We start from the raw sequence: 23,963 nt of genomic DNA, 5'->3' as shown, positions 1-23,963 counted from the left end.
CCTGAATGCAACTTTACAGGAGCATCTATCCTGCACCGAGCGGCAAATCGCCGCAGCGTGCCTCTCCTGATCTGCCTGACAAACAGTTTCACTATTTCCTCACGACCAGCGCTCAGCGACTAAGCTTTCAGCAAGTCCGATCAATCTGCGTGAAGGGATCAATCGACGATGGGCGCACTGTGGCAAACCGACTCGACCAAGGCTGCGAAAGTACAAGGCAGTTCGGACCCAGCGCCGTCACCCGAAAACACCCCCAGGCCCCGCTACGGGCGCCGCCTGTTCTGGTTGATCGTGCTGATGGCACTGATCGCCCTGGGGCTTGCTGCCGCCAGGGAAATGCGCACCTCGCGCCTGCAAGCCCAAGAACTCAGCCGACTGGCGCAAGACCTCACCTATCAGGTCAAGCCAGGCCCCAGCGACGCCATCACGTATCCCGGCGCCGGCCCGTTCGACCGACGCCTGGGCTACAGTGACCTTGATACCTTCCTGCCGCGATTGCTCAAGCGCGGCTACGTAATCGAGGCCCAGGCGCGGTTTTCCCCGGCATTGATCGACTACAGCGCCAAGGGGCTGTTTGTGCCCTATGCGGAAAAGATCCAGGCCGGACTGTCTATCACCGACTGCCGCGCTGTACCGCTGTATCAGTACAACTACCCACAGCAACTGTACGCGAGCTTTGCCAGCATCCCGCCACTGGTGACCAACAGTCTGTTGTTCATCGAAGACCGCGACCTGCTCGACCCCGCTCAACCCCAGGCGAACCCCGCCGTGGACTGGCCGCGATTCGCCAGGGCAGCCTGGTCGCAAGTGGCCAAGCTGCTGCATCTGCCGGGCCAGAGCGCGGGCGGCAGCACCCTGGCGACGCAATTGGAAAAATACCGCCACTCGCCAGACGGTCTGACCCTTTCGGGAGGAGAAAAACTGCGGCAGATGTTTTCTGCCGCCGTGCGCGCCTATCACGGCGGGCCCGAGACCTTGCCCGCGCGGCAGAATATCTTGCGTGACTACCTCAATAGCGTGCCGCTGTCGGCGGTGCCTGGCCATGGTGAAGTACACGGCATGGCCGAGGGGTTGCGGGTGTGGTACGGCGCGGATTTCAACCAGGTCAACCAGGCCTTGCTCGGCGCAGTGAGTGCCGAGCAAGGCCTGGCGTTGCGGCAGGTGTTGTCATTGATCATCGCCCAACGTCGCCCTTCCCATTACCTGGCCAAAGGTCGTGAAGAACTGGCGCAACTCACCGACAGCCACCTTCGCTTGCTCGCCCAGCACGGCGTGATCGAACCGGCATTGCTGAAAGTGGCCCTGGCCGCCAGGGTCACTTACCGCGACTGGGTGCAACAACCCACGGTGCAACCGATTGAAACCAACAAAGGCATCAGCGTGGCCCGCAGCCGTCTCGCCGCCCTGCTCGACCGGCCGCTGTACGACCTGGACCGCCTTGACCTGTCGGCCACCAGTACGTTGCAGGTGCAATTGCAGGACCGGGTCAGCGACTACCTCAAGCACCTTGCCGATCCGGAGTATGCCCGCCAGATCGGCCTGCTCGGTGAGCGCCTGCTCACCCCCGCCACCACCGCGCAGGTGCGCTACAGCTTCACCCTGTTCGAACTGACCCCCGACGGTTCGCGGGTGCGCGTGCAAACCGACAACACCGACCAGCCCTTCGACATCAATGAAGGCAGCAAGCTCGAACTGGGGTCCACCGCCAAGTTGCGCGTGCTCACTACCTACCTGCAAATCATCGCCGAACTGCACGACAAATACGCCGCCCAGGCCCCTGCCGCGTTGAAGAAGATCACCGTGGATGACCAGGACCGACTGAGTCGCTGGGCCCTCGACTACCTGATCCAGACCCCGGATAAATCCCTGGCCCAGATGCTTGAAGCCGCCCTTGACCGCACCTACTCAGCCAGCCCTGGCGAGCGTTTTTTCACCGGCGGCGGACTGCATACCTTCCATAACTTTCGCAGCCAGGACAACGGCCGCAGCCCCACGCTGCGCGATGCGTTGCGCGAATCGATCAACCTGCCGTTCATTCGGCTGATGCGCGATGTAGTTCGCTACAGCATCTACTCCGGCGAGAACAACAGCGCGCAGTTACTCAAGGACGACAACGACCCGCGCCGCCAGGAATATCTCGCCGACTTTGCCGACCGCGAAGGCACTACCTTCCTGCGCAAGTTCTGGCGCAAGTACCAGAAGAAAGACACCCAGGCACGCCTCGAAACCTTCCTCGATGGCCTGCGCCCCACGCCGATCCGGCTGGCCGCCGTGCACCGTTACCTGCTGCCCAATGCCAGCCAGGCGAGCTTCAACCTGTTCGTGCGCTCGCACCTGACCGGGGTCAAAACCAACGAAAAGCTCACCGACGAACGCCTGCGAAAACTCTACGTCGCCTACGGTCCCGGCACCTATGACCTGCCCGATCAAGGCTATATCGCCAAGGTGCATCCGCTGGATCTGTGGCTGCTCGGCTACCTGCTCAATCATCCCGAAGCGAGCTTCGGCGACGTGGTCAAGGCCAGCCAGTTCGAACGTCAGGAAGTCTACAGCTGGTTGTTCAAGAGCCGTCATCAACGTGCACGGGACAGCCGTATCCGCACCATGCTGGAAATCGAGGCCTTCCTGGATATCCAGCAGCGCTGGCGAGCGGTGGGCTACCCCTTCGACCATCTGGTGCCGTCACTGGCTACTGCGATCGGCAGTTCCGGCGACCGCCCGGCCGCCCTGGCGGAACTGATGGGGATCATTCTCAATGACGGCGTACGTCCTAAAGTGCTGCGCATCGACAGCCTGCACTTTGCTGCCGGCACGCCCTATGAAACCAAGGTGGTCAACGACCCTGCGCCGGGCAAACAAGTGATCCCGGTTGAAGTTGCGCAAGCACTGCGCGGCGCACTGTCCCAGGTGGTGGACGCCGGCACCGCCAAACGCGTGGCCGGCAGTTTCAAGCTGGCCGACGGCACCCCGCTGGCCATGGGCGGCAAGACCGGCACGGGCGACAACCGCATCGAAGCCATCGGCGCCGGCGGACGGATTCTCAGTTCCAAATCCATCAACCGTACCGCCACCTTTGTGTTCTACCTGGGCGAGCATCACTTCGGCACGCTGACCGCCTTCGTGCCAGGCCAATCCGCCGAACACTTCACCTTTACCTCGGCCCTGCCGGTGCAGGTCCTCAAGGGCATGGCGCCGATCCTGCTGCCGTATTTGCAGCCTGGCACTCATACGCTGTGCGCACCGCTGGTTTCAATCAACGCTGAAGAACAGCCGCCGGGCTTGCCGTAGCTCAATGGTGGCCCGGTGAATTTCCAGGGTCTGTTGCGCTCGGCCGGTCTGGCCGAGTCTCATGCGCGCAAAGGCATCCGCCTCGACTTGAGCCTGGGCCTGACGCCCTTTGCGCTCTTGCTCGGGGGTCTTGAGGTGGCCGGCGGTGTAGTGATCGTCCGGTCCCTGGGTGCGCGGGTAGTGAAAGTGGGCGAAACACAGTGGTTTGTCGTCATGCACATTGAGCACGGCGTAAACCTGCAGAAAATCGCCAGGGGCGCCGCGCAATGCAACTCGCCCGCCCTGCCTGACGATACGCACCTCGCCTTGGCCGTGAAGGAACGCCACGTCGTTGGCGGTCATCGTCCGGTTACGGGTGGCCCGAATGCGCGCCGCCAGCCCAGCTGCCTGCAAACGTAAAACCGCCGCACGCAATTGGCCCTCCAAAGCGCGTGCGTTGGCCTGCTGGACGGCCGCCAGGCGCACATCGCCGGCCCCCTGCAATTTGCGTTGAATATCGTCAGCCAGCCATTCCCGACTGCGCGCCTGCGCCTCCAGCAATTCCTGCAACGAAGCCGGATCGTTAGCGCGTGCGACCATGGCGTCCACACTGGCGATCGCCCTATCGACCTCGCCCAGCAGTTGCCGCGCCTTGCTCATCAAACTCCCTAACGCCGGATCAGGTCGCGGCGTCTCAGGTTGCGTCAGGTCCCACACCCCGTCCTCCGCCTGGGTGAATGAGCCGACGGGCCCGGCGCTGGCGTCGCCGACTTCGGCGATCTCACGCTGTTGATGTTCCGACGGCGGGCTCATACGCGCCACAAACAGGTCGCGATTACGGGTACGGATGATTTTCCTGCGCCGCGGGCCGCTGTCGCGCGCGGAGGCCGGCGGGCCATACGCTGGCTCAGCCTCAGCCGTTGGCTGCACCAGCCCACTCAGTTGCCGTTCCGTCCGTTGATGTAACTGGCCCAGCAATTCCTGAAGTTTCTGCAGGTACACCAAGTCGAACTTATTGGGTTCCATGGTACGCCAAAACTCAATCTGGTCATCGGTCAGGGACAGTACGTGATCAACGCTTTCCAACAGTTCGATACGTTCAGCGGTGTCGCTGCGCAATTGATCCATTTCCGCCAGCGAGCGGCTGGCCCAACGGGCGCGGTTGATGGTGTCGCTCATGCCGGCGAAAAACTCATCGTCCAGTGGCTGGCCGTCTACATCGATGGAAATGCCCCACAAGGTCGTGAGTTGCAAGGCTTGCAGATCCAGCACCGAAGGGCGCGCGTGCAAGCCGTCGGTTAAGGCGCGAGCACGGTCGCGCCCCAATTTCGGGACCTGAGTCAATTCTTCCAGGTAGCGTTCTTCCAGGGCTCGCCAGTGGATGGCCTGATCATGCACCGTCGCCAGCTCGCGCATACCCTGGCGTAATTGATCATGGGCCTGGCGATTGATATCGGCCCCGGCCTCGTCTGCATCTTCGTGACTCAGGCTGTCCAGCAGTGGACGTATCCTGAGGTTGATGGCAACCATTTGTGCGCGCATCTGTGTGTCAAGCAACTGCGCCGTCAGGATAATCGTCTCCAGCACCTCACTCAGGTCTTCTTCATAGTGCGGCCGAGGTTTGAACGCGCGTAAGCGTTTGAGGGCAAGCAGCTCCTCCTGCGAATGCTTGACCTTGTTGCCCATCTCCCGCACGTAGCTGTCCCATGCCTGGCTGCGCTGTTGCTCACTGATCGCCCCAGGCGGTTTGCGGGTCAGGCTACGGGCCAGTTCCATGGCGCGACTGGCCCTCATGCGCAGTGAAATCGCCTGAGTGTGCGCGTCCTCCAGGGGTTTGAGCCGATTTTCCTGATCGGTTGCTGTACCGATGTGGTCGGCACTGCCACCGCGCAGACGCAACCCAAGGTCGAAATCCCACTGCCCAGCGCCCGAGGGTTTAAGCCAGGGTCCTAGCATCCGGCCATCAGCGCTGATCACACGCACCCGATCCTGACCCACCCTGACCCGAAACAGCTGCCCCCGTACCAGCGCCTGCCATTGCGGCTCAGCGGGGTCGGTGTCGCGCAGCAAGCCTTGCCAGGGGCCAGTGCGCTCGGCGTTAGGCAGCGCGGTAGGCCAGGGTTCGGAGTAGGTCATCACGCTCAACGGGTTGATGCGTGCCTGTAAGTCGGGGGTCATCACATCGCGCGCGTTCGCCCAGCCACCTGGGGCCGTATACGCGACAGGCGCCGGGATGCGTTGCGGTGTTCGGGTGGTCGGTGGCACTTTCGCAAGCGGCGCAAACACGGGATGCTCCAGCGCCAACGAGTGCAGTGGATTCTGCGGCGCAGCCTGATGCGCCAGTACCGCCATCAGATTGACCAGCAGGTCCAGCAGAGCGGCACTGCGGGCCTGCGTGTCTTCGCCGGCCAGGTTTTCGACGTCGTGCTGCACACTGTCGGTCAGTTGCAGCAACCAGCCGCCGAGCGCCAAGGGCGCGGGGAAGTACGGCAACACTGTGCCCAGCAGCAGCCAGCCGACCTGCTTCAAACACGCCCAGCGCTGTTCGGCATTCGATACCGCCTGCCGGTCGGCAAGACTGACCAGGGCGTTGGCGACCGCACCGAACACGTGGTCGGCCGGGTCCCCCCCGAACAGGAGTTTAGCCAACTGCGCAGGCGCAGGTTTTGTATAAACGGTGAACTCATCCGAGGGCAGGAAATGCCGAATATGCGGCTCATGAAAACCACCCTGGGCGTATACGGCCTGGCGCGAAGGAGCGATCCAGGCCAGCACCGAATCCTGTAACTCACCCGGCGCCTTGATCGCATCGAATAGCCCGTCAAGGCTCGGATACTCCCGCAGCATCGGCTCGAACAAGGGTTGGTACAACACGTGCGGCCCTCCCACGTCGTGTTGTGGACCGATGATGAAAAAGCCCTCGATAACGTCGGGTTCTGCGTCGACACTGGCCTTGAACGCCAATGGCCACAGGGCCATTGATTCTCGTTCGGCAGGTGTGGCTTGCACGGCCAAATGGATGCGCTGGTAGCCCTCAGAGGTCAGCCCCTGCTGGCCCTGAATCTTCAACGACAGAGCGAGCATGGGCAATTGCACCCGCCACGCCCGGCAGAACAATTGGCGACGACGGCTCGCCTGACCGGCATCGTCGATCAGGTTTTTCTTGAGCAGGGCCGGATAGGCCTGGCCGACATTCGCTTCGCGTATACAGACCTTAAGCAGGTCATAGGTCAGCCAACCGGGAGCCGCTGCACCTTTGACCTTGATGACCTTGGCCGTGTGGGGAAAGCCCGCCAGATTCTCCAGCGCCAGCTCAGGCAGGGTCACGGTGACCGGGTCGACCTCACCCGCGATAAAACCGCCCTGCACCGGGACGGCGGCGGCGATCACCCGATCGAAGGTGATACGGATATCACCAGGTTCAAGCGCCTTGGCCCTGGGTTCGCGTGCCAGGCACGCCTGCAACGTCTGGACGGCAAATTGACGCAGCGTCGCAATGCCGTCCATGAAATGCGCAGCGCCCTGTTGCTCGCGCACCTGAACCAGCGAATGCAGCAAGCGCGCATAGGCAAGGCTGTCATCGACGCTCGCGTGCAGCAGCCACCTCGGCAGTGCTTCGCGCAGTTGTTGCTGCTGTGGGCTCAGGCGGTCGGCAAACCAGCGTCGTGGGTCGGTGATGTAATCCAGCAGCCCCAGTACCTGCTCTGGAGTGCGTTCGACGGTGCGGTCGATGGCGTCGAGATCGCGCAGTTGGCAGGCCAGGTAGCTGGCCGCCAGGGTATCGAATGGATCGCCCTGGACCTCCAAGGCAAACCAGCGATCCTGGTTGGCGTCGCAGGCGTGCAACCACGGACCGACATCCTCCAGATGTTGCAGCTCATGGATGCCGCTGGCGGGACGGAACACGATCTGCTGCTCGCGCCCGCGGATAGGTGGAGGGGTGAGGATCAACAACGGCGCCGTTAACGCTTGCTGGTCCGACTGACCTACGCTGCGCAGGTGCACAGTGTGCACCCGTACCGCACCGTGCAAGCGCCAATGCGGATCGGGACGACGTGGGGGTAGCACGTGTTTTGGAAACCACTGAGCGATATCGCCCGGGGCCATACCTGGCGGGGGCGGCGAATCGTAGAGCAAAGCCAGCAACCCATCGGACAGCGCCGCCCAGCGGCTGCCAAAGCCATTGACCGGCTCACGCCACCAGGCCTGCAAACGCTGCGCATAAGCCTCCAACAACCGCGCACCACACTGATTGATCAACCGCTCAAGCTCCTCCAGGCTCGGCCCGCTCAAGGCATACACTTCGCGCACGCGACGCATCACCACATGGTAGCCCTCTACCAACGCCATCGGTCGGGCCTGGGCGACTCGCTGCACCAGCAATTCAGTGAGCGATTGGTAACGGTAATCGCCGGCAGTCGGCGTCGCCAGATAGATCAACCGGGCCGACAGATTCCAGGCCAGCAGATAGTGATCCAGGTAGTCCTGTGCGCACTGCAACGCCACGACCGGTAATGAAGGTCGCGATAGAAACAGGTCTTGCAGACGGTCGACATGGGATTGACGCAGTGATGCAACGGCAGCACACATATGGGGCTCCAGGTAGCTCAAACCCGTCACGCTACGCCCCGTCCCCCTGCCGCACGCGTTAGACAGTTACTACCGCCACAGAGCGACGTCGCCGATGGCCCCCAGACCTCGGCATCCCAGACCACGGTGGCCGTACCGGAACGGTCAAAGCGCGGGGCCAAGCGGTTTACCGGGTTGCCAGCGTTGTCATAAAGACTTGCCGGCCACTTCGGACGGCAGTTGATGGCCGGTGTCATTTGGCCCGTTGGAACTCGCCGTCAACGCACCGGTGCAAAGGGTGAAAATGCCCATCTGCTTGCATCGCTCATTTTTGAATGCCCCCTGGGGAGAGTCAGTGCCGTTCGTCGGAGGTGCTTGCGCACGCAATAAGATATATCTTACGTTACATCTCAAGACATACAGGAGAAACTACGATGAGAGACCACTCACACACTGACCGCGATGGCTTCGACAAACGCAGAGGCCGTGAAGGCGGCGGCCGAGGCCCACGGGTGTTCGCGCCCGGCGACTTGAAACTGCTGCTGCCGGCGCTGATCGCTGAACAACCGTGCCATGGCTATGACCTTATTCGCCAGATCGAAAAGCTCTTCGACGGCGCCTACAGCCCGAGCCCAGGCGTGATCTACCCGACCCTGACTTTCCTGGAAGAGAGCGACTTGATAGTCGGTGACACTGAAAGCGGAAAAAAACGCTACACAATCACCGACGCCGGTCGTCTCTTCTTAAGCGAGCAAGCCGTTGCCCTGGATGGCGTGCGCATGCGCCTGGATGTGAGCAAACGTTCGCTGCGCGGTCACGACCGTCCACCGCAGATTCACGAGGCGGTGCATAACCTGCGTCATGCCTTGCATTCGCACCACGGGCGCTGGAGCCCGGAAGAAATCGTACGTGTCGCCGCGCTGCTCAACAGCACCGCACAAGCCATTGCCGACGGGAAATAACCATGAATACCCAAGCCATCCACCGCGTTACCCACGAAATCAAACGCCGCCGTCTGCAAGTGTTGCGGGTGATCGATATCACCCCACGCATGCGTCGCATCACCCTGGGCGGGCCGGAGTTGGCGGGGTTTGTCAGCCCGGGTGCCGACGATCACATCAAGCTGCTGTTCCCGCAGAACGCCGCTGAACAGGCTGCGTTGGAAAGCCCGACCTTCACCATCAAGGGCGACGGCCCGCAACCGGCCATGCGCGACTACACGCCACGGCGTTTCGACCTGAGCATCGGCGAACTGGATATCGACTTCGTGCTGCACGGCGATGGCCCCGCGTCCACCTGGGCCGAGCAGGTGCAGGTCGGCCAGCACCTGTACATCGGCGGGCCACGGGGCTCGTTGATCGTGCCGGATATCTTCGACAGTTACTTGTTGATCGGTGACGAAACTGCCCTGCCCGCCATTGCACGGCGCCTTGAAGAGTTGTCGGCGGGGCGCAAGGCGCTGGCGGTGATTGAGATCGCCAATGCAGCAGAAAAACAGACACTGCAAAGCGCTGCCGACGTCGAAGTGATTTGGGTGATCCGTGGTCAGGACGACCTGCTTGAAACCGTGCAACAACTGACGTTACCGAAGGGCTCGCTGTACAGCTTCGTCGCCACCGAAACCAAGCTGTCGCGCCGGGTACGCCGTGTGCTGCTGGACACGCACCAGATCAATGAGGGCTCCCTCAAGGCCGTAGGTTACTGGCGTGCCGACGGCAGCGAAGAAGCGTGATCAGGGCCGGGGCTTGATCCATTTATCCAGCCCCACCACTGCCAACGCAATCAGCACAAAACCGACCAAAATCCCCCCGGCATTCACGAACACCTGTGGATAGCCGAGGGTGCTCACGTCAATGAACGGGTACTGATACTGCCCCAGCAGATCCCCACGCAGCAGCACATAAGCGAAGTACACCAACGGGTAAATGACCCAGCCGCCGATGTATTTCAAGCGTAAATCGCCCTTGGGCACACACCGCCACCAGTAGATAAAAAACAGCACCGGCATCACGTCGTGCAGCAACTCGTCAGCGATGAACTGGAAACCTTCGGGCTGCCACAAATGCCGCAGCAGCAGGTTGTAGGCGAGGCCCACCACCACGATGCTCACGGTGATACCACTGCTGGTTCCCGGCGCGAGGAAAAACCGCTTCGCGGGGGAGTCGCGCGTCACCAGCGCATAGCTCAACACCACCACCGCCAGGGTGTTGGTGAGCACAGTGAAGAAGCTGAAAAAGTTGATCAACCCGCCCATCAGGCTGGCGCCAGACTCCCAGCGCGAATAGAAAATCAGGTACTGCTGAATCGCCAACCCTGCCCAACCGGCTAAGGCTGCTGCTGCCAAAAACCGCTTCATCGAGTCAATCCAGCGGGCGTTTGGTGCGCATCAGCTTTACGTATAACCCTTCGACCTTTTCCCGTGCCCAGGGGGTCTTGCGCAGGAAGGTCAAGCTCGACTTGATGCTCGGATCGCTCTTGAAGCAGCGGATATCAATGCGCTCGGCCAAGCCTTCCCATTCGTAGTGCTCCACCAAAGTGGTGAGGACGTGCTGCAAGGTCACGCCGTGGAGTGGGTCGTTGCTTGTCGCGGTCATGCCGGGCCTTTTGCGAAAAGTAGAAATACGGCCGATTACTTTAGCACGAACAAAAAAGTTCCCGTTCTCAACGAAAAAGAGATGTTATATTGTAACTATACCTTTCAACTCTATCAGTCGTTTTGCCAAGGAATGTGTCTGATGTCCTTCTCTTCTCTCTGGCGCCTGTCCCCGCTCGCCGCCGCCCTGTTGATCGGCTCCGAAGCCCACGCCCTTGAACTGCAACCCCAAGTCATCACCGGTAATCCGCTGGGCAGCGAACAACTCGCCTCGCCCACCACTGTGCTGGAAGGCGATGACCTGACCCTGCAACAAAAAGGCAGCCTCGGCGAAACCCTGAACAAGCAACCGGGTGTGTCATCCTCGTACTTCGGCCCAGGTGCCAGCCGGCCGATCATCCGTGGTCAGGATGGCGACCGTATTCGCATTCTGCGCAATGGGGTGGGCGCGCTGGATGCATCATCGCTGTCCTACGACCACGCGGTGCCGCTGGACCCAGTCAATATCGAGCGCGTTGAAATCGTGCGTGGCCCGGCGGCCTTGTTATACGGCGGCAGCGCCATTGGTGGCGTGGTCAATACCTTTGACAACCGCATCCCTACCGAGGCCATCGAAGGCATCCACGGTGCCGGTGAACTGCGCTACGGCGGCGCCGACACTACTCGCAGCAGCGCGGGCAAACTGGAAGCTGGCAACGGCACCTTTGCCCTGCACCTGGACGCCAACGCGCGGGAATTCAATGACCTGAAAATCCCCGGCCAGGCCCGCAGCCGCCACGCGCCGGAGACCGAAGACGCACCCGGCAAAAACGGCCGCCTGGGCAATAGCGACGGGCGCCAGGACGGCGGCGCCGTGGGTGGTTCCTACACCTGGGACGACGGTTACGCAGGGCTGTCCTACAGCAATTACGACGCCAATTACGGCTCGCCCGCCGAGCAGGACGTGCGCATCCGCATGAAGCAGGATCACTACGCCTTCGCCTCGGAGATCCGCAACCTGCAAGGCCCGTTTACCTCGGTGAAACTCGACGCCGGTTACACCGATTACGAACACCGCGAGATCGAAGGCGGCGAAACCGGCACGGTCTTCAAGAACAAGGGTTACGAGGCACGCGTTGAAGCCCGTCACCAACCCATCGGCCCCTTCGATGGCGTAGTCGGTGCCCAAGTGACCCGCAACGAATTTTCGGCCCTCGGTGAAGAAGCCTTCGTACCGCAAACCGATACCAATGCTGGCGCGCTGTTCATCCTCGAAGAAATGCAGGCCACCGAACGCCTGAAACTCAGCCTCGGCGGGCGCCTGGAACACACCCGTGTCGACCCGGACGCCAAAGGCAACGCACGTTTTGCCGGCGCCGACAAATCCACCGATTTCACCGCCGGCAGCCTGTCGTCCGGTGCGGTCTACACCCTCACGCCGGTCTGGTCCCTGGCCGCCACCCTCGGCTACACCGAACGCGCCCCGACGTTCTACGAGTTATATGCCAATGGTGCCCACGTCGCCACCGGCACCTACGAGTTGGGCGATGCCAACTTGAAGAAAGAAAAAGCGGTGTCCAGCGACCTGGCGCTGCGCTTTGACAACGGCACTCACAAGGGCAGCTTCGGCGTGTTCTACAGCCGCTTCTCCAATTACATCGGCCTGCTGGGCAGCGGTCGCACGCTGAACGATGAAGGTGAAGAAGACGCAGGCGGCATCCCCGAGTACGAATACTCCGGCGTGCGTGCGCGTTTTGCCGGCTTCGAAGCCCAGGATCACTGGAAACTGGGCGAAAGCGCCTACGGTAAGTTCGCGTTGGAGCTGTCGGGCGACTACACCCGCGCCACCAACCTGGACACCGGTGAAGCCTTGCCGCGCATTGCACCGCTGCGCTTGAACAGCGGCTTGCTATGGGAACTGGACCGCTGGCAGGCGCGCATCGACGTGGAACATGCAGCGGGCCAAGGCCGTGTGCCGGATAACGAGAGCGGCACTGATGGCTACACCACATTGGGCGCCAGCGCGGGTTATCACTTCAATGTCGGTGGCAGCCAGTGGCTGGCGTTCGTCAATGGCGAGAACCTGACCAACCAGACTGTGCGGTATGCCAGCTCGATCCTGCGCGATATCGCGCCGACGCCAGGCAGAAGCGTGCAATTCGGAGTCCGCACCACCTTCTGACCCACATCGCATCTCCCCTGTGGGAACGGGCTTGCTCGCTCCCACATTATTTTGCAGCGACACTGGGTCACTGTTACCAATTCAGAAATGATGCATATCGCGATTCGTCCTTTCTCTCCAAGACAACTCCCTTTATCCTTGCCCGCAACAAACTGAAACGCTTCACTTCCGCGGTCGACCCCATCTTGTTGAAATTCCCCTCCTCCCAAGACAGCGCTGTCTTAAACCGACCTGCGCCTGAGGATAAATCGCCCGCCTGTGGATAACCCGGTTATCCACAGAAAAAACCAAAAATAACGATGAACCAAGCCTGCGCCGAATCGTCATCTAAAGTGAGTGAAGCACGGGGTTACATAATTCCAACGTAACGGAGAAACACACTATGAGCACTGATGGTGCTTCAAGCCCAAGCCGCCTGCTGCCCAGGTTGCTTGGCGTCTTGCTGCTGATCATGGGCCTGGCCTTGCTGGCCGGGGGTATCAAGCTGACGATGCTCGGCGGGTCGCTGTACTACCTGCTCGCCGGTATCGGCATCACCCTGACCGGCATCCTGCTGCTGGCCACCCGCCGCGCCGCGCTGGGTCTGTATGCACTGGTGCTGTTTGCCAGCACCGTGTGGGCACTGTGGGAAGTCGGCCTGGATTGGTGGCAGTTGGTGCCGCGCCTGGCACTGCTGTTCGCCCTGGGCATCGTCATGCTGCTTCCGTGGTTTCGCCGTCCGTTGCTGCGTGGTCAACCTGCCCCGATGGGCACTGGCGCGCTGAGCGTGGCCGTGGTGCTGGCGGGTGCTACCGCCCTGGCCAGCCAATTCACCAACCCGGGTGAAATGGTCAAGACCGGCCAACTGGACCGCGATGCAGTGCCTGGCATGGCCAGCGCTGCACCGGCCCAGGCTGATGGTGACTGGAACTCCTACGGCCGTTCAGCCTACGGCGATCGCTACTCACCACTGGCGCAGATCACCCCGGAAAACGCTCACAAGCTGGTGCCGGCGTGGACGTATCGCACCGGCGACATCCCTGGCCCGAATGATCCAGGCGAGACCACCGCAGAAAACACCCCGCTGAAAGTCAACGGCATGCTCTACGTGTGTACGCCGCACAGCCAGGTGATTGCGCTGGACCCGGACACCGGCAAGGAAATCTGGCGCTTCGATCCGAAGATCAGCAGTCAGGGTGCCGAGAACTTCAAGGGTTGGGCGCACATGACCTGCCGTGGCGTGTCGTATCACGATGACGCCGCCTACGCCTCCGAGCAGAGCCCGACCGGCAGCCCCAGCCCGGCTGCTGTACCGAACGCCTGCCCGAAACGCATCTTCGTGCCGACCGCCGACACCCGTCTGATCGCCCTCAACGCCGACACCGGCAAGATGTGCGAAGACTTTGGTGACAAAGGCCAGGTCGACCTGCGCGCCAACATCGGCAGCTTCGCCCCAGGCGGCTACTACTCCACCTCGCCACCGGCCGTGACCAAGAACCTGGTCGTGATCGGCGGTCACGTGACCGATAACGTCTCCACCGACGAGCCAAGCGGCGTGATCCGCGCGTTCGACGTGCACACCGGCAAACTGGTGTGGAATTGGGACAGCGGCAACCCGGACGACACCACCCCGTTGGCCGAAGGCAAGACCTACACCCGCAACTCGCCGAACATGTGGTCCATGTTCGCCGTGGATGAAAAACTCGGCATGCTCTACTTGCCGATGGGCAACCAGATGCCCGATCAATACGGCGGCGACCGTACCGATGAATCCGAGAAGTACGCCGCAGGCTTGACCGCGCTGGACATCGACAGCGGCCACGTGAAGTGGACCTTCCAGTTCACCCACCATGACCTATGGGACATGGACGTGGGCGGCCAGCCGTCGCTGATCGACATCAAGACCGCCGACGGCGTGAAGCAAGCAGTGATGGCGTCGACCAAGCAAGGCAGCATCTACGTGCTGGACCGTGCGACCGGCCAGCCTGTGGTGCCAATCCACGAAGTGGCTGTACCGCAGGGCGCCGTCGCAGGCGACCGCACCTCGCCCACCCAACCGAAGTCCGACCTGAACTTCATGCCGCCGCCGCTCAAAGAGCGTGACATGTGGGGCGTGACCCCGTTCGACCAGATGCTGTGCCGCATTGATTTCAAATCCATGCGCTACGACGGTGCTTTCACGCCACCTTCGCTGCAAGGTTCGATCGTTTATCCAGGTAACTTCGGTGTGTTCGACTGGGGTGGTATTTCTGTCGACCCGGTGCGCCAGATTGCCTTCGTGAACCCAAGCTACATGGCGTTCAAATCCAAGTTGATCCCGGCTGCCGACATCGCCAAGCAAGGCCCACGCGTCAGTGAAACCGAAGGTGTGCAGCCAAACAAAGGCGCGCCGTACGGTGTGATCCTCGAAGCCATGCTGTCGCCAATGGGCCTGCCGTGCCAGGCACCGGCGTGGGGTTATGTGGCCGCGGTCGACCTGACCACCCACAAAACCATCTGGATGCACAAGAACGGCACCGTGCGTGACAGCTCGCCGGTTCCGATTCCACTGAGCATGGGCGTGCCTAGCCTGGGCGGCACCTTCACCACCGCCGGTGGCGTGGCGTTCCTCAGCGGTACGCTCGACCAGTACCTGCGTGCCTATGACGTGAAAAACGGCAAGCAACTGTGGGAAGGTCGCCTGCCAGCGGGCGCGCAAACCACACCGATGACCTACACCGGTAAGGACGGCAAGCAGTACGTGTTGGTCATGGCCGGCGGTCACGGCTCCCTGGGTACCAAACAGGGTGACTACGTGATGGCGTTCAAACTGCCGGAATAAGCTTTACCGGCGGTAAAACAAAGGCGGCTACCTGTGAAGGTAGCCGCCTTTTTGATGCCCGTTAAAGCGGCACCCGCTCCCGGCGCATCCACATCTCGAACGCCATCGCATTCAACGGCCGGCTGATCAGATAGCCCTGGGCAGTGTCGCAGTTCCACTGTTTGAGCAGCTTCAGGCTAGGGGCGAATTCCACGCCTTCGGCCACTACCTTGAGCCCCAGGTTGTGGCTCATCTCAATGGTGGAGCGCACGATCACCGCGTCGCCACTGGTGTCGTTGAGGTTACGTATGAAGGACTGGTCGATCTTCAACTCCTGCACCGGCAAACGCTGCAATTGCGCGAGCGATGAATAGCCGGTGCCGAAGTCATCCACCGACAGGCTGATGCCGCAGCCGCGCAGTTGCTCCAAAACACTGAGGGCCTGTCGCGGGTTGTGCATGATCGCGCTTTCGGTGATTTCAAAGGTCAGTTGCTCGGCTTCCACGTGGTACTGCATCAACAGCGCCGTGACGCGAATCGCCAGGTCATCATCGGCCAGGTCGTCCACCGAGATATTCACCGCCAGCTGAATCAGTATGCCGCGCTGCGCCCACTCGGCGATCTGGCGGATGGCTTCTTCGATCACCCAAAGGGTCAGGCTGCTCATGCTGCCGGTGCGTTCGGCGAGCGGGATGAATTCGGCGGGAGACACTTGGCCCAGGGTCGGATGCTGCCAGCGCAACAAGGCTTCGGCCTGGCGTACATGGCCGTGCTTGAGGTCGAGTTTGGGCTGGTAGCACAGGAACAATTCGCCCTCGATGGCGGCACGGCGCAGGTCACGGATCAGCGTGATCTGGCGCTGGTGCGCCAGGTCGCGGTCCTGCTGGTAGATCTGCAAATGCCCGGGCAGGCTGGCCGCGTCATGCCGGGCGATGGCGGCGCGGCCGATCAGCTCTTCCACCTGCTGGCCGTCAGCCGGGTAGGCGGCGATGCCGATGCTCACTTCGTGGCGCAGTTCGTCATTGCCAATGCGCTGGGGTTCGGTGAGCAGCGCATAGAGGCGATCGGCACGGGCCACGGCGCGGTCGACTTCAGTGTTTTCCAGCAACAGCAAAAACTCACTGCCGGCGATGCGCGCCGCCGTGTCACTGGCCAGCAGGCTCATGGACAGACAACGGCTGGCTTCGCGCAGCATTTCTTCGACGCCCTCGGGGCCGAAACCTTCGTTGATCACCCGGTAATTCTCGATGCCCACATACAGCAATACCACCGGCCGCCGTGCACTGATCGCACTGCCCAGGCGCTCCATGGCCAACGCGCGATTCGGCAGGCCAGTCAGTGGGTCGTGCAAAGCATTGTGCGCCAGTTGCCGCTCGCGCACGGCGATGCCGCTTTGCATGGCGTTGAAGGCACGAGCCAACAAGCCGAACTCATCGTGGCTACGCACCCGCACCGGCGTGTGGTAATCACCGGCTCCGATACGTTCGGCCGCCTGCACCAGGGCATTGAGCGGGCGCGAAACCCGTCGCGCCAGAAACAGCGCACCGGCCAACGACACCAGCAGCACCGCCAGGGCAATACCGAGAAACTGCCGGTCCAATGGCGCAAAGGATTCCAAGGCGTGATCCAGCGGGCTTTGCAGCAGTACCCGCACTTCATTGCCATCGTCGGTGTTGGCGAGCGGCAACACCTGGCTGAGCACACGCTGACCGTAGAACACGTGAATTTTCGGCTCGGGGTCGACAAGCTCTTCGCGTAACCGGTTGAGGATGGCCGCCTGGTAAGCATCCGGTTGAGTGCTGAGCAACGGGCCGGGCGTGCCGTTTTGCACGCTGAGGAATGACACCTCCAGGTTGCTCATGGAGCGCAGCTCACTGGCGAACAGCTTGTCCATGGGAAAGCCCATGACGATACGCGCGATGGGCAACTCGTCGAGCACTTCATCCTGCACCAGCAGATACGGCCGCCCATCCAGGGCCACGATCAGCATTTGCAGGCCTGTGCGCCGCGCATGGCGCAGGGCGTCGTCATAGGGAAAGAACTGCCCGCGGGTGAGGATCGGCAAGGTGCTGACCATGACCTTGCCGTCCAGGCCCAGCACAAATACTTCGCTGGAACGGGTGCCCGTACCATGACGGCGCAACGCGGCCAGAATCGGCACGGTCTTGCCTTCGGCCACAGCTTGCTTGAATGGGAGATCGGCGGTCAGCCAGTCCAGGCCGTACTGCAAGCGACGCCCGCGCAGGTCAAGCAAACGTTCGAACACTTGGCTGCCGGTTTGTAATTGGACTTGCGCCTGGTTTTGCACGGCGCGGGTGGTGGCGGTCTTGACGGCGAAATAGGTGGCGCCAACCACCACCAGCAGTAATAACGCCAGCACCCCGGCGATGCGGGTTTGGAACGTATGGCGCCACCTCGTTGCAGAGCCCTTTGGCAACGTTCGCCTCTCTCTGCCACTACGTCCCCTTGTCATGTGCATTCCCTGCGACTGCTGACCTGGCGTCAAAAAAATATCCATTTTTATTGAATATTGGGTCTTTGGAGATTAGCTGGGACTTGGGTTAAGTGCACCCAATAAAGTCTGGGAATTTGGTGGCGGTTTTTTGGCGACAATGGGTTGGCTGGGGCTTGAGTTGAGTACATATCCGTTATTTAGGTAACGGCTACTTACGGTTCCGCTCTTACAGCGGGTCACTTTTGGAAGAGCGCCAAAAGTAACCAAAAACGCTTCGCCCCAACACTCGGCACCTCGCCTAGGCTCGGTGTGCCCGAACGAAGGCTTGAATCCGTGGGCCGCCGCGTTTATCCAGATGTACTTCCGTCATCGTTGAAGACCATCGCCGGCAAGCCGGCTCCTACAGGACCGCGTTTGATTTTGCCTTTGCTTCACACCACTCAAGCCGGCTGTCAGGCCGCTGTGCTTTTGCTTTTGATTTTGATCTTAGGCGCCCCGTTAAACACGCTGGCCGGAATTCGACAGGGATTTGGGGGGTAAACCGGCAGGGATGCCGGTTTAGCCGCCCCGCGCCATGGATGGCGCGTGGCGGCGGCCCCCCAAATCACTGTCGGATTACGGGCACACCGAGCCTAAGCGAGGTGCCGAGTGTTGGGGCAAGAGCCCTTTTGGTTACTTTTGGGGCTCTTTTCCAAAAGTGACCCGCTGTAAGAGCGGAACCATAAGTAGCCGTTACCGGGACTGTCATAAATTTTGTGTTCGGGCATAACATGTTGCTAGAGGTGCATGTATGCCGACAAAAAAGAAACCGGCCCGTGAGGCCACGCGAGACCTTCCATCCATTCCCAAAGAGCTGATCGACCAGTTCGTCAGCGGTCCGATGAGTGCCGAAGCCATTCAGGACGCCTCGATGGCGTTCAAAAAGGCGCTGATCGAGCGAGCTCTTGGTGCCGAGTTGGGCCACCATCTTGGCTATCCTCAGGGCGCGGAGCGCCCTGAGGATTCGAGCAACCAACGCAATGGCAAGAGTGGCAAAACGGTGCTGACCGATGACGGCCCTTTGCGTCTGGATATTCCCAGAGATCGCGATGGAAGTTTTGCCCCGATCTTGATCCCTAAGCATGAGCGCCGTTTTACAGGCTTTGATGACAAGATCATCGCGATGTATGCCCGAGGTATGACGGTTCGCGAAATCAGGGCGTTTCTCTCGGAACAGTACGGAACAGAAGTCTCCCACGACTTTATCAGTTCCGTCACTGACGCCGTTTTGGAGGAGGTTGCCGCCTGGCAACAGCGACCGCTTGAACCGATGTACCCGGTAATTTTCTTCGATGCATTGCGAGTCAAAATTCGTGACGAAGGCCTGGTGCGCAACAAAGCGATTTACCTGGCACTGGGCGTATTGCCGGACGGAACCCGAGATATCCTGGGCATTTGGATTGAAACAACCGAAGGCGCCAAGTTTTGGATGAAGGTCTTCAACGACCTGAAAACGCGAGGCGTCGAGGACGTCTTGATCGCCGTAACTGACGGTCTCAAAGGCATGCCCGAAGCGCTGAGTGCTGTGTTTCCTGAGACGACGTTGCAGACCTGCATCGTCCATCTGATCCGCAACAGCCTCGATTACGCAGGCTGGGACAAGCGCCGTGAGCTGGCCAAGGCATTGAAGCCGATCTATCAAGCGCTCAATGCTGACCTCGCCGAGCAAGCGCTGCTGGCCTTCGAAGCCGGGCCTTGGGGCAAGCAATATCCCACGGTTGTGGCGGCTTGGAAGCGCGCTTGGGATCGGGTTATCCCGTTCTTCGTGTTTCCCCCGGCGATACGCAAAGTGATCTACACAACCAACGCCATCGAGAGCATCAATGCTCAGTTGCGCAAGATCATCAAGACGCGAGGCCACTTCCCAACGGACGATGCCGCGACGAAGCTGATTTGGCTGGGTTTACGCAATATCACCGCGAACTGGGGCAGTGCAGCCCATGACTGGAAGAGCGCGATGAATCAATTTGCGATCCTGTACGCAGATCGATTTATCAGGCCGACCTGGTAAAGCTAGGGCCTGCCTGACGGCAGGCCGTTACCGGCCCGCACACAAAAAATCTGACACTCTCCCGTTACCGAAGAAACGGATATGTACTCAATCAATCAAGAAATCAATTAAAAACACCGAGCCCGCATAAAATCCCCCCACCGCCGCACCAGATAATTATGCTCATCCATCACCGAATTCCACACCGCAATATGCCCCATGCGCTGCTCATAAGATCCCCCATCCCGCACCTCCCCCACATCGATCAACGGCAACCCATCACTGCCCAGCAACTCCTCTCGAGCAGCCTTACCGGCATACCAGTAATCCCACTCCGCATCGCTCAAGTGATCCCGAGTACGCGCCGGGTTGCCAATGTAGTAACCCTGGCGTGCCATCACCGACCCAGGCCACCCCGACAACCACCAATTCAAATACGCATAGGCCGCATCCAACACCGCTCCCTTGGCATAACGCGACAATGACAACCCACCAAACCACGCGCGATACCCCTCGCGCGGCACCGCCAGGCGATATTTCACCCCGGCGCGGTGCAGCCGCATCAACGTCGGCGACCACAGGCTCTGGATATCGATACTCGGGCTGAGCATCAACTGCGCCGCCTCTTCATCATCAGACCAGAACGCCGCAAAGTGCCCCTCCTTCTGCTTGCGCACCAAAATGTCGGCCAGCACGTCGATCTCTTCGATGCTCATGTTGCCGATGTCCCTGAAACTGGCCAGCCCGGCACCCTGCACCGCCAACGCAGCATCCAGCGCACCGATGGCGGCATCACTCTGCAAGGCTGTGCGCGCACGCCAAGCGGGGTCCAACAGCCAGCCCCAGCTTTCGTTACCGTGGCAAAAACCTTCGGGCAACCGTTCGGGTCGGTAGGCGAAACTGTCGGCGTTGTGGGTCAGAGGCAACATGCTGATGCGCTCGGTGACCGTGCTGCCAAGGCTGCCATCGTGCTGCACGAACAACCGTTCGCTGGGCACACTGCCGCTGCCCAGGCGGTCATCCGGTGACAGGCGACCACGCTTGGGCAGATCATTGATTTCGTGCCACAGCGCGATGCGCCGGGTGTCGATGGGCTGGATCGCCCGGGCCGGCCACACGAAGTCGACGTTGTGGAACCACTGGTCGTACAGGTCGTAGCTGTCGGGTTGCATCACCGCGATACGCTGGGCCTGCTCGACGTCATGCACCTGATAGACCAGGCGAATACCCAGCTCCTGTTCGGCGCGTACGCGCAGGCATTCAAGCAGGGTGACGGAGGTACCAAGCACGCGCAGTGTGATCATGCCGCGAACCGCCGCGAGAAGACTTCAAACGAGCGCCTGAGCAGTGCAGGGTCAAGCCCACGCAGGATAAACACCAGGCGCGATTGCCGGTCGCTGCCTGGCCATGCAGGCAAATGCACCGGCGCATGCAGGCAATGCTGCACGCCATGAATGACGATGGGGGCGTTACTGGCGTTCACGTTGAGCAGTCCTTTGACACGAAGGATTCGTTCGCCGTGGCATCTTAACAGCATCGACAACCACACCCCGAACCCGACCCAGTCCAGGGGCTGGTCGAAGGTCAGGCTGCACACTTGCGCAGAACCGTGGGTGGCCGTGGTGGTGCGATGCAGCTGCCAACGACTGACCTCCATGGCAGGTTCAGCGCTGCGCAGGCCTTCGCCGAGCAACAGTTGGTCGCCGCTGTGGATATCATGGGTATCGAGGATCGGCGTACCCGCATTCAGCGCCTGCAAGTGCTCACGCAGAGCTGCACAGTCGCCCGCGAGATCGGTCTTGCTCAGCAGCAAGCGGTCCGCCGCAGCGACCTGGGCCAGCCATTCCGGGTGCAGGCGCTCTTGCAAAGAGGCGTGGCTGGCGTCGACAAGGGTAATCACCAGGCCGATATGAAAACGCCCGCGCAGTTGCACGTCGTTGCTCAGGGTGGCAAGAATCGGCGCCGGGTCGGCCAAGCCGGTGGTTTCCAGAATCACCCGTTTGAAAGCCGGGATTTCACCGCGCTCGCGGCGTTGCAGCAGGCCGAGCAGCGCGTCCTTCAATTCGCCACGGATCGAGCAGCACACGCAGCCGCTGGGGAGCAGCACGGTGTCCGGCGCCACCTCTTCCACCAGCAGATGGTCGATGCCGACATCACCGAACTCGTTGATCAGCAGCGCGGTGTCGCCCAGGCTTTCACCTTGCAGCAGGCGCTTGAGCAAGGTGGTCTTGCCGCTGCCAAGGAAGCCGGTAATGACGTTGAGGGCGATGCTCATACGGATGACTCCAGATGATCCAGCAAGCGCGGCTCGAGAGGGTCCAGCGGACGGCCGAGCATAACCTCGGCCGCCTGCCAGAGTTGATCCAGGCCGCTGGCCAGTGCCTGTTTGCCGGTGGCGCCCAACAGCAGGTAGGACGCGCCCTGAAAGTCTTCGACCTTGAGCCGGAACACCGCCAGCACCTGATTGATGGCGGCGATTCGGCGCAGGCGTTCGCGGCGTCGGGGCAGTTCGTCGCCCAAAGGATCGCTCCAGTGCAGGTCTTCGCCGAGCAAGCCGCAGAGTCCGCACATGGCTATACCGCGCTCATGGCATGACATCGCCGGAGTTCGGGCCCAGGGTCTGGCCGACGAACAGGTTGCCACCGGGTTCGCTGGCCAGCAGCACCGCAACCGGCGCCACTTCATCCGCCAGGCCGAAGCGACCCAGGGGCAATTCTGCCGCCTTGGCGCGCTTCCATGCTTCGCTGATACCGCTTACCAATGGTGTTTCGATGGGCCCCGGCGCGATGGCGTTGACCAGCACATTGTCCTTGGCCACTTCCAGGGCAAGCGACTTGGTGAAACCGATCACCCCCGCCTTGGCCGCAGCGTAATGGGTCAGCTCGGCGCCGCCCTTGATGCCCAGTTGCGAGGCGACGTTGATGATTCGCCCCCAACGTTGCGCGAGCATGTGCGGCAAGGCGCGCTGGCTGGCGACGAACACGCTGGTGAGGTCGACGCGCAGCATGTCGTTCCACATCTCGATAGAGAGGTCGACGCAGCGCGACTGCGTGAGCATGCCGGCGTTATTGACCAGGATGTCGATGCCGCCGAAGTGCTCGACGCAACGGTCGACACTCGCCTGCGCACCTTCGACGGTGCCGACATCGGCCAGGCATTCGAACACCTCGGCACCGAGGTTGCGGCAGGTGATCGCCGTTTCCGCGAGGCTGGCGGCGTTGCGATCGGCCAGCACCAGGCGTGCGCCTTCAGCAGCGTAGGCACGGGCAATGGCGGCACCGATGCCGCTGCCGGCGCCGGTGATCACGGCGCGGCGGTTTTCCAGTTGTTTCATGTTCACTCCTCAATCAGTCCGGCCAGCGCACGGTCAGGCCGCCGTCGATGACGATGCTTTGCCCGGTCAGGTAGCTCGACGCCTCACTGGTCAAAAACTGCACCAGCGACGCCACTTCATCCGCCCGCCCTACCCGGCCCAGCGGTATCGCCCGCGCCGCTTTCGCCAACCCCTGCGGCCCCAGCGAGTTCTTCGCATCCAGCGACTGCGGCGTCTCGATCAGCCCCGGAATCACTGCATTGCAACGAATCCCCCGCGGCGCCAACTCCACCGCCAGCGACCGGCACAACCCCGGCACGCCGGCCTTGGCCGCCGCGTAATGGCTATGTTCCTGCCAGCCATACACGCCGCCGGCAATCGACGAAATCGCCACGAGCGCACCGCCTTCATGCATATGCCGGGTCGCCGCGCGAAAGGTGCGCATCACCCCCGTAAGGTCGACATTGAGCATTTCGTCCCACAGCGCGTCGGACATCTCCAGCAACGGTGCGCGGCGCAGCAGGCCGGCGTTGGCCACGGCGTAATCCAGTCGGCCGAAATGCTGGATGGCTTGCGCGGCCAGTGCATCGACTGAAGCGGTGTCGCCCACGTCCAACGGCAGCATCAGGCATTCTCCGCCCGCCTCTTCGACCAGGCTGATGGTGGTCTGCGGGTCATGGGGATCGGCCGGGTAATACCCGCCGACCACCGCCACGCCATTACGGGCATAGGCCACGGCGAGGGCTTGGCCGATGCCGCTGGCGGCACCGGTAATCAAGGCTACTTTACGGCTCATC

15 protein-coding genes are annotated in these 23,963 nt (G+C 61.5%); 6 read left to right on the top strand and 9 right to left on the bottom strand.

Annotated features, from left to right (window positions below; genetic code table 11):
• Positions 1-168: 168 nt before the first annotated feature.
• Entirely contained in the window at positions 169-3,288 is a 3,120-nt protein-coding gene (locus LVW35_RS05395; protein WP_233894109.1) for a transglycosylase domain-containing protein, read from the top strand.
• On the opposite strand, the gene LVW35_RS05390 is transcribed toward LVW35_RS05395, so the two are convergent.
• Entirely contained in the window at positions 3,250-7,857 is a 4,608-nt protein-coding gene (locus LVW35_RS05390) for a hypothetical protein (protein ID WP_233894108.1), read from the bottom strand. The genes LVW35_RS05395 and LVW35_RS05390 overlap by 39 nt on opposite strands.
• A gap of 413 nt (positions 7,858-8,270) precedes the next feature.
• On the opposite strand from LVW35_RS05390, the gene LVW35_RS05385 reads away from it, so the two are divergent.
• Together LVW35_RS05385 and LVW35_RS05380 are read left to right on the top strand one after the other, a co-directional pair.
• Entirely contained in the window at positions 8,271-8,798 is a 528-nt protein-coding gene (locus tag LVW35_RS05385) for a PadR family transcriptional regulator (protein WP_233894107.1), read from the top strand.
• A gap of 2 nt (positions 8,799-8,800) precedes the next feature.
• The gene (locus LVW35_RS05380) at positions 8,801-9,568 is read left to right on the top strand and encodes a siderophore-interacting protein (RefSeq protein ID WP_233894106.1); all 768 of its coding nucleotides are present in this window, start codon (positions 8,801-8,803) and stop codon (positions 9,566-9,568) included.
• Here the strand turns inward: LVW35_RS05380 and LVW35_RS05375 are convergent, their stop codons facing one another.
• Entirely contained in the window at positions 9,569-10,192 is a 624-nt protein-coding gene (locus LVW35_RS05375) for a Pr6Pr family membrane protein (protein WP_233894105.1), read from the bottom strand.
• A 4-nt stretch (positions 10,193-10,196) separates the two neighbouring features.
• Positions 10,197-10,430 (bottom strand): VF530 family DNA-binding protein, encoded by a 234-nt coding sequence (locus tag LVW35_RS05370; RefSeq protein WP_012722427.1) that lies wholly within the window; start codon positions 10,428-10,430, stop codon positions 10,197-10,199.
• 141 nt (positions 10,431-10,571) lie between these two features.
• Here LVW35_RS05370 and LVW35_RS05365 point away from each other — a divergent pair, with 141 nt between their 5' ends.
• Together LVW35_RS05365 and LVW35_RS05360 are read left to right on the top strand one after the other, a co-directional pair.
• Positions 10,572-12,590: a TonB-dependent receptor gene (locus LVW35_RS05365; protein ID WP_233894104.1), complete on the top strand. Its 2,019-nt coding sequence runs from the start codon at positions 10,572-10,574 to the stop codon at positions 12,588-12,590.
• A 382-nt stretch (positions 12,591-12,972) separates the two neighbouring features.
• Complete coding sequence (locus LVW35_RS05360; protein ID WP_233894103.1) at positions 12,973-15,390, top strand: glucose/quinate/shikimate family membrane-bound PQQ-dependent dehydrogenase; 2,418 nt, start codon at positions 12,973-12,975, stop codon at positions 15,388-15,390.
• A 61-nt stretch (positions 15,391-15,451) separates the two neighbouring features.
• On the opposite strand, the gene LVW35_RS05355 is transcribed toward LVW35_RS05360, so the two are convergent.
• Positions 15,452-17,842 (bottom strand): putative bifunctional diguanylate cyclase/phosphodiesterase, encoded by a 2,391-nt coding sequence (locus LVW35_RS05355; RefSeq protein WP_233894102.1) that lies wholly within the window; start codon positions 17,840-17,842, stop codon positions 15,452-15,454.
• A gap of 772 nt (positions 17,843-18,614) precedes the next feature.
• On the opposite strand from LVW35_RS05355, the gene LVW35_RS05350 reads away from it, so the two are divergent.
• Complete coding sequence (locus tag LVW35_RS05350; protein WP_233891656.1) at positions 18,615-19,874, top strand: IS256 family transposase; 1,260 nt, start codon at positions 18,615-18,617, stop codon at positions 19,872-19,874.
• Between the two features lie 107 nt (positions 19,875-19,981).
• Here the strand turns inward: LVW35_RS05350 and LVW35_RS05345 are convergent, their stop codons facing one another.
• From LVW35_RS05345 to LVW35_RS05325, 5 genes are read right to left on the bottom strand one after another with little or no spacing between them, the layout of a single operon-like run.
• Complete coding sequence (locus LVW35_RS05345; protein WP_233894100.1) at positions 19,982-21,157, bottom strand: ABC transporter substrate-binding protein; 1,176 nt, start codon at positions 21,155-21,157, stop codon at positions 19,982-19,984.
• Positions 21,154-22,128 carry a CobW family GTP-binding protein gene (locus LVW35_RS05340; RefSeq protein ID WP_233894098.1) on the bottom strand — a complete coding sequence of 325 codons (975 nt, stop codon included), beginning with the start codon at positions 22,126-22,128 and terminating at the stop codon, positions 21,154-21,156. Before LVW35_RS05340 ends, LVW35_RS05345 begins: the two co-directional genes overlap by 4 nt.
• Positions 22,125-22,424, bottom strand: coding sequence for a hypothetical protein (locus LVW35_RS05335; protein WP_233894096.1), 300 nt, complete (start codon positions 22,422-22,424; stop codon positions 22,125-22,127). The genes LVW35_RS05340 and LVW35_RS05335 overlap by 4 nt, the downstream gene beginning before the upstream one ends.
• A gap of 13 nt (positions 22,425-22,437) precedes the next feature.
• A complete protein-coding gene (locus LVW35_RS05330; RefSeq protein ID WP_233894094.1) occupies positions 22,438-23,187 on the bottom strand; it encodes an SDR family NAD(P)-dependent oxidoreductase in 750 nt (249 codons plus the stop codon).
• 13 nt (positions 23,188-23,200) lie between these two features.
• On the bottom strand, positions 23,201-23,962 hold the full coding sequence (locus LVW35_RS05325; protein WP_233894093.1) for an SDR family NAD(P)-dependent oxidoreductase: 762 nt from the start codon (positions 23,960-23,962) through the stop codon (positions 23,201-23,203).
• Position 23,963: the final 1 nt, after the last annotated feature.

This window comes from Pseudomonas sp. HN11 (genome assembly GCF_021390155.1).
Classification (GTDB): Bacteria; Pseudomonadota; Gammaproteobacteria; order Pseudomonadales; family Pseudomonadaceae; genus Aquipseudomonas.
Note: the sequence above shows the minus strand (reverse complement) of the source record. Positions and strands in the feature narration are given on the sequence as shown.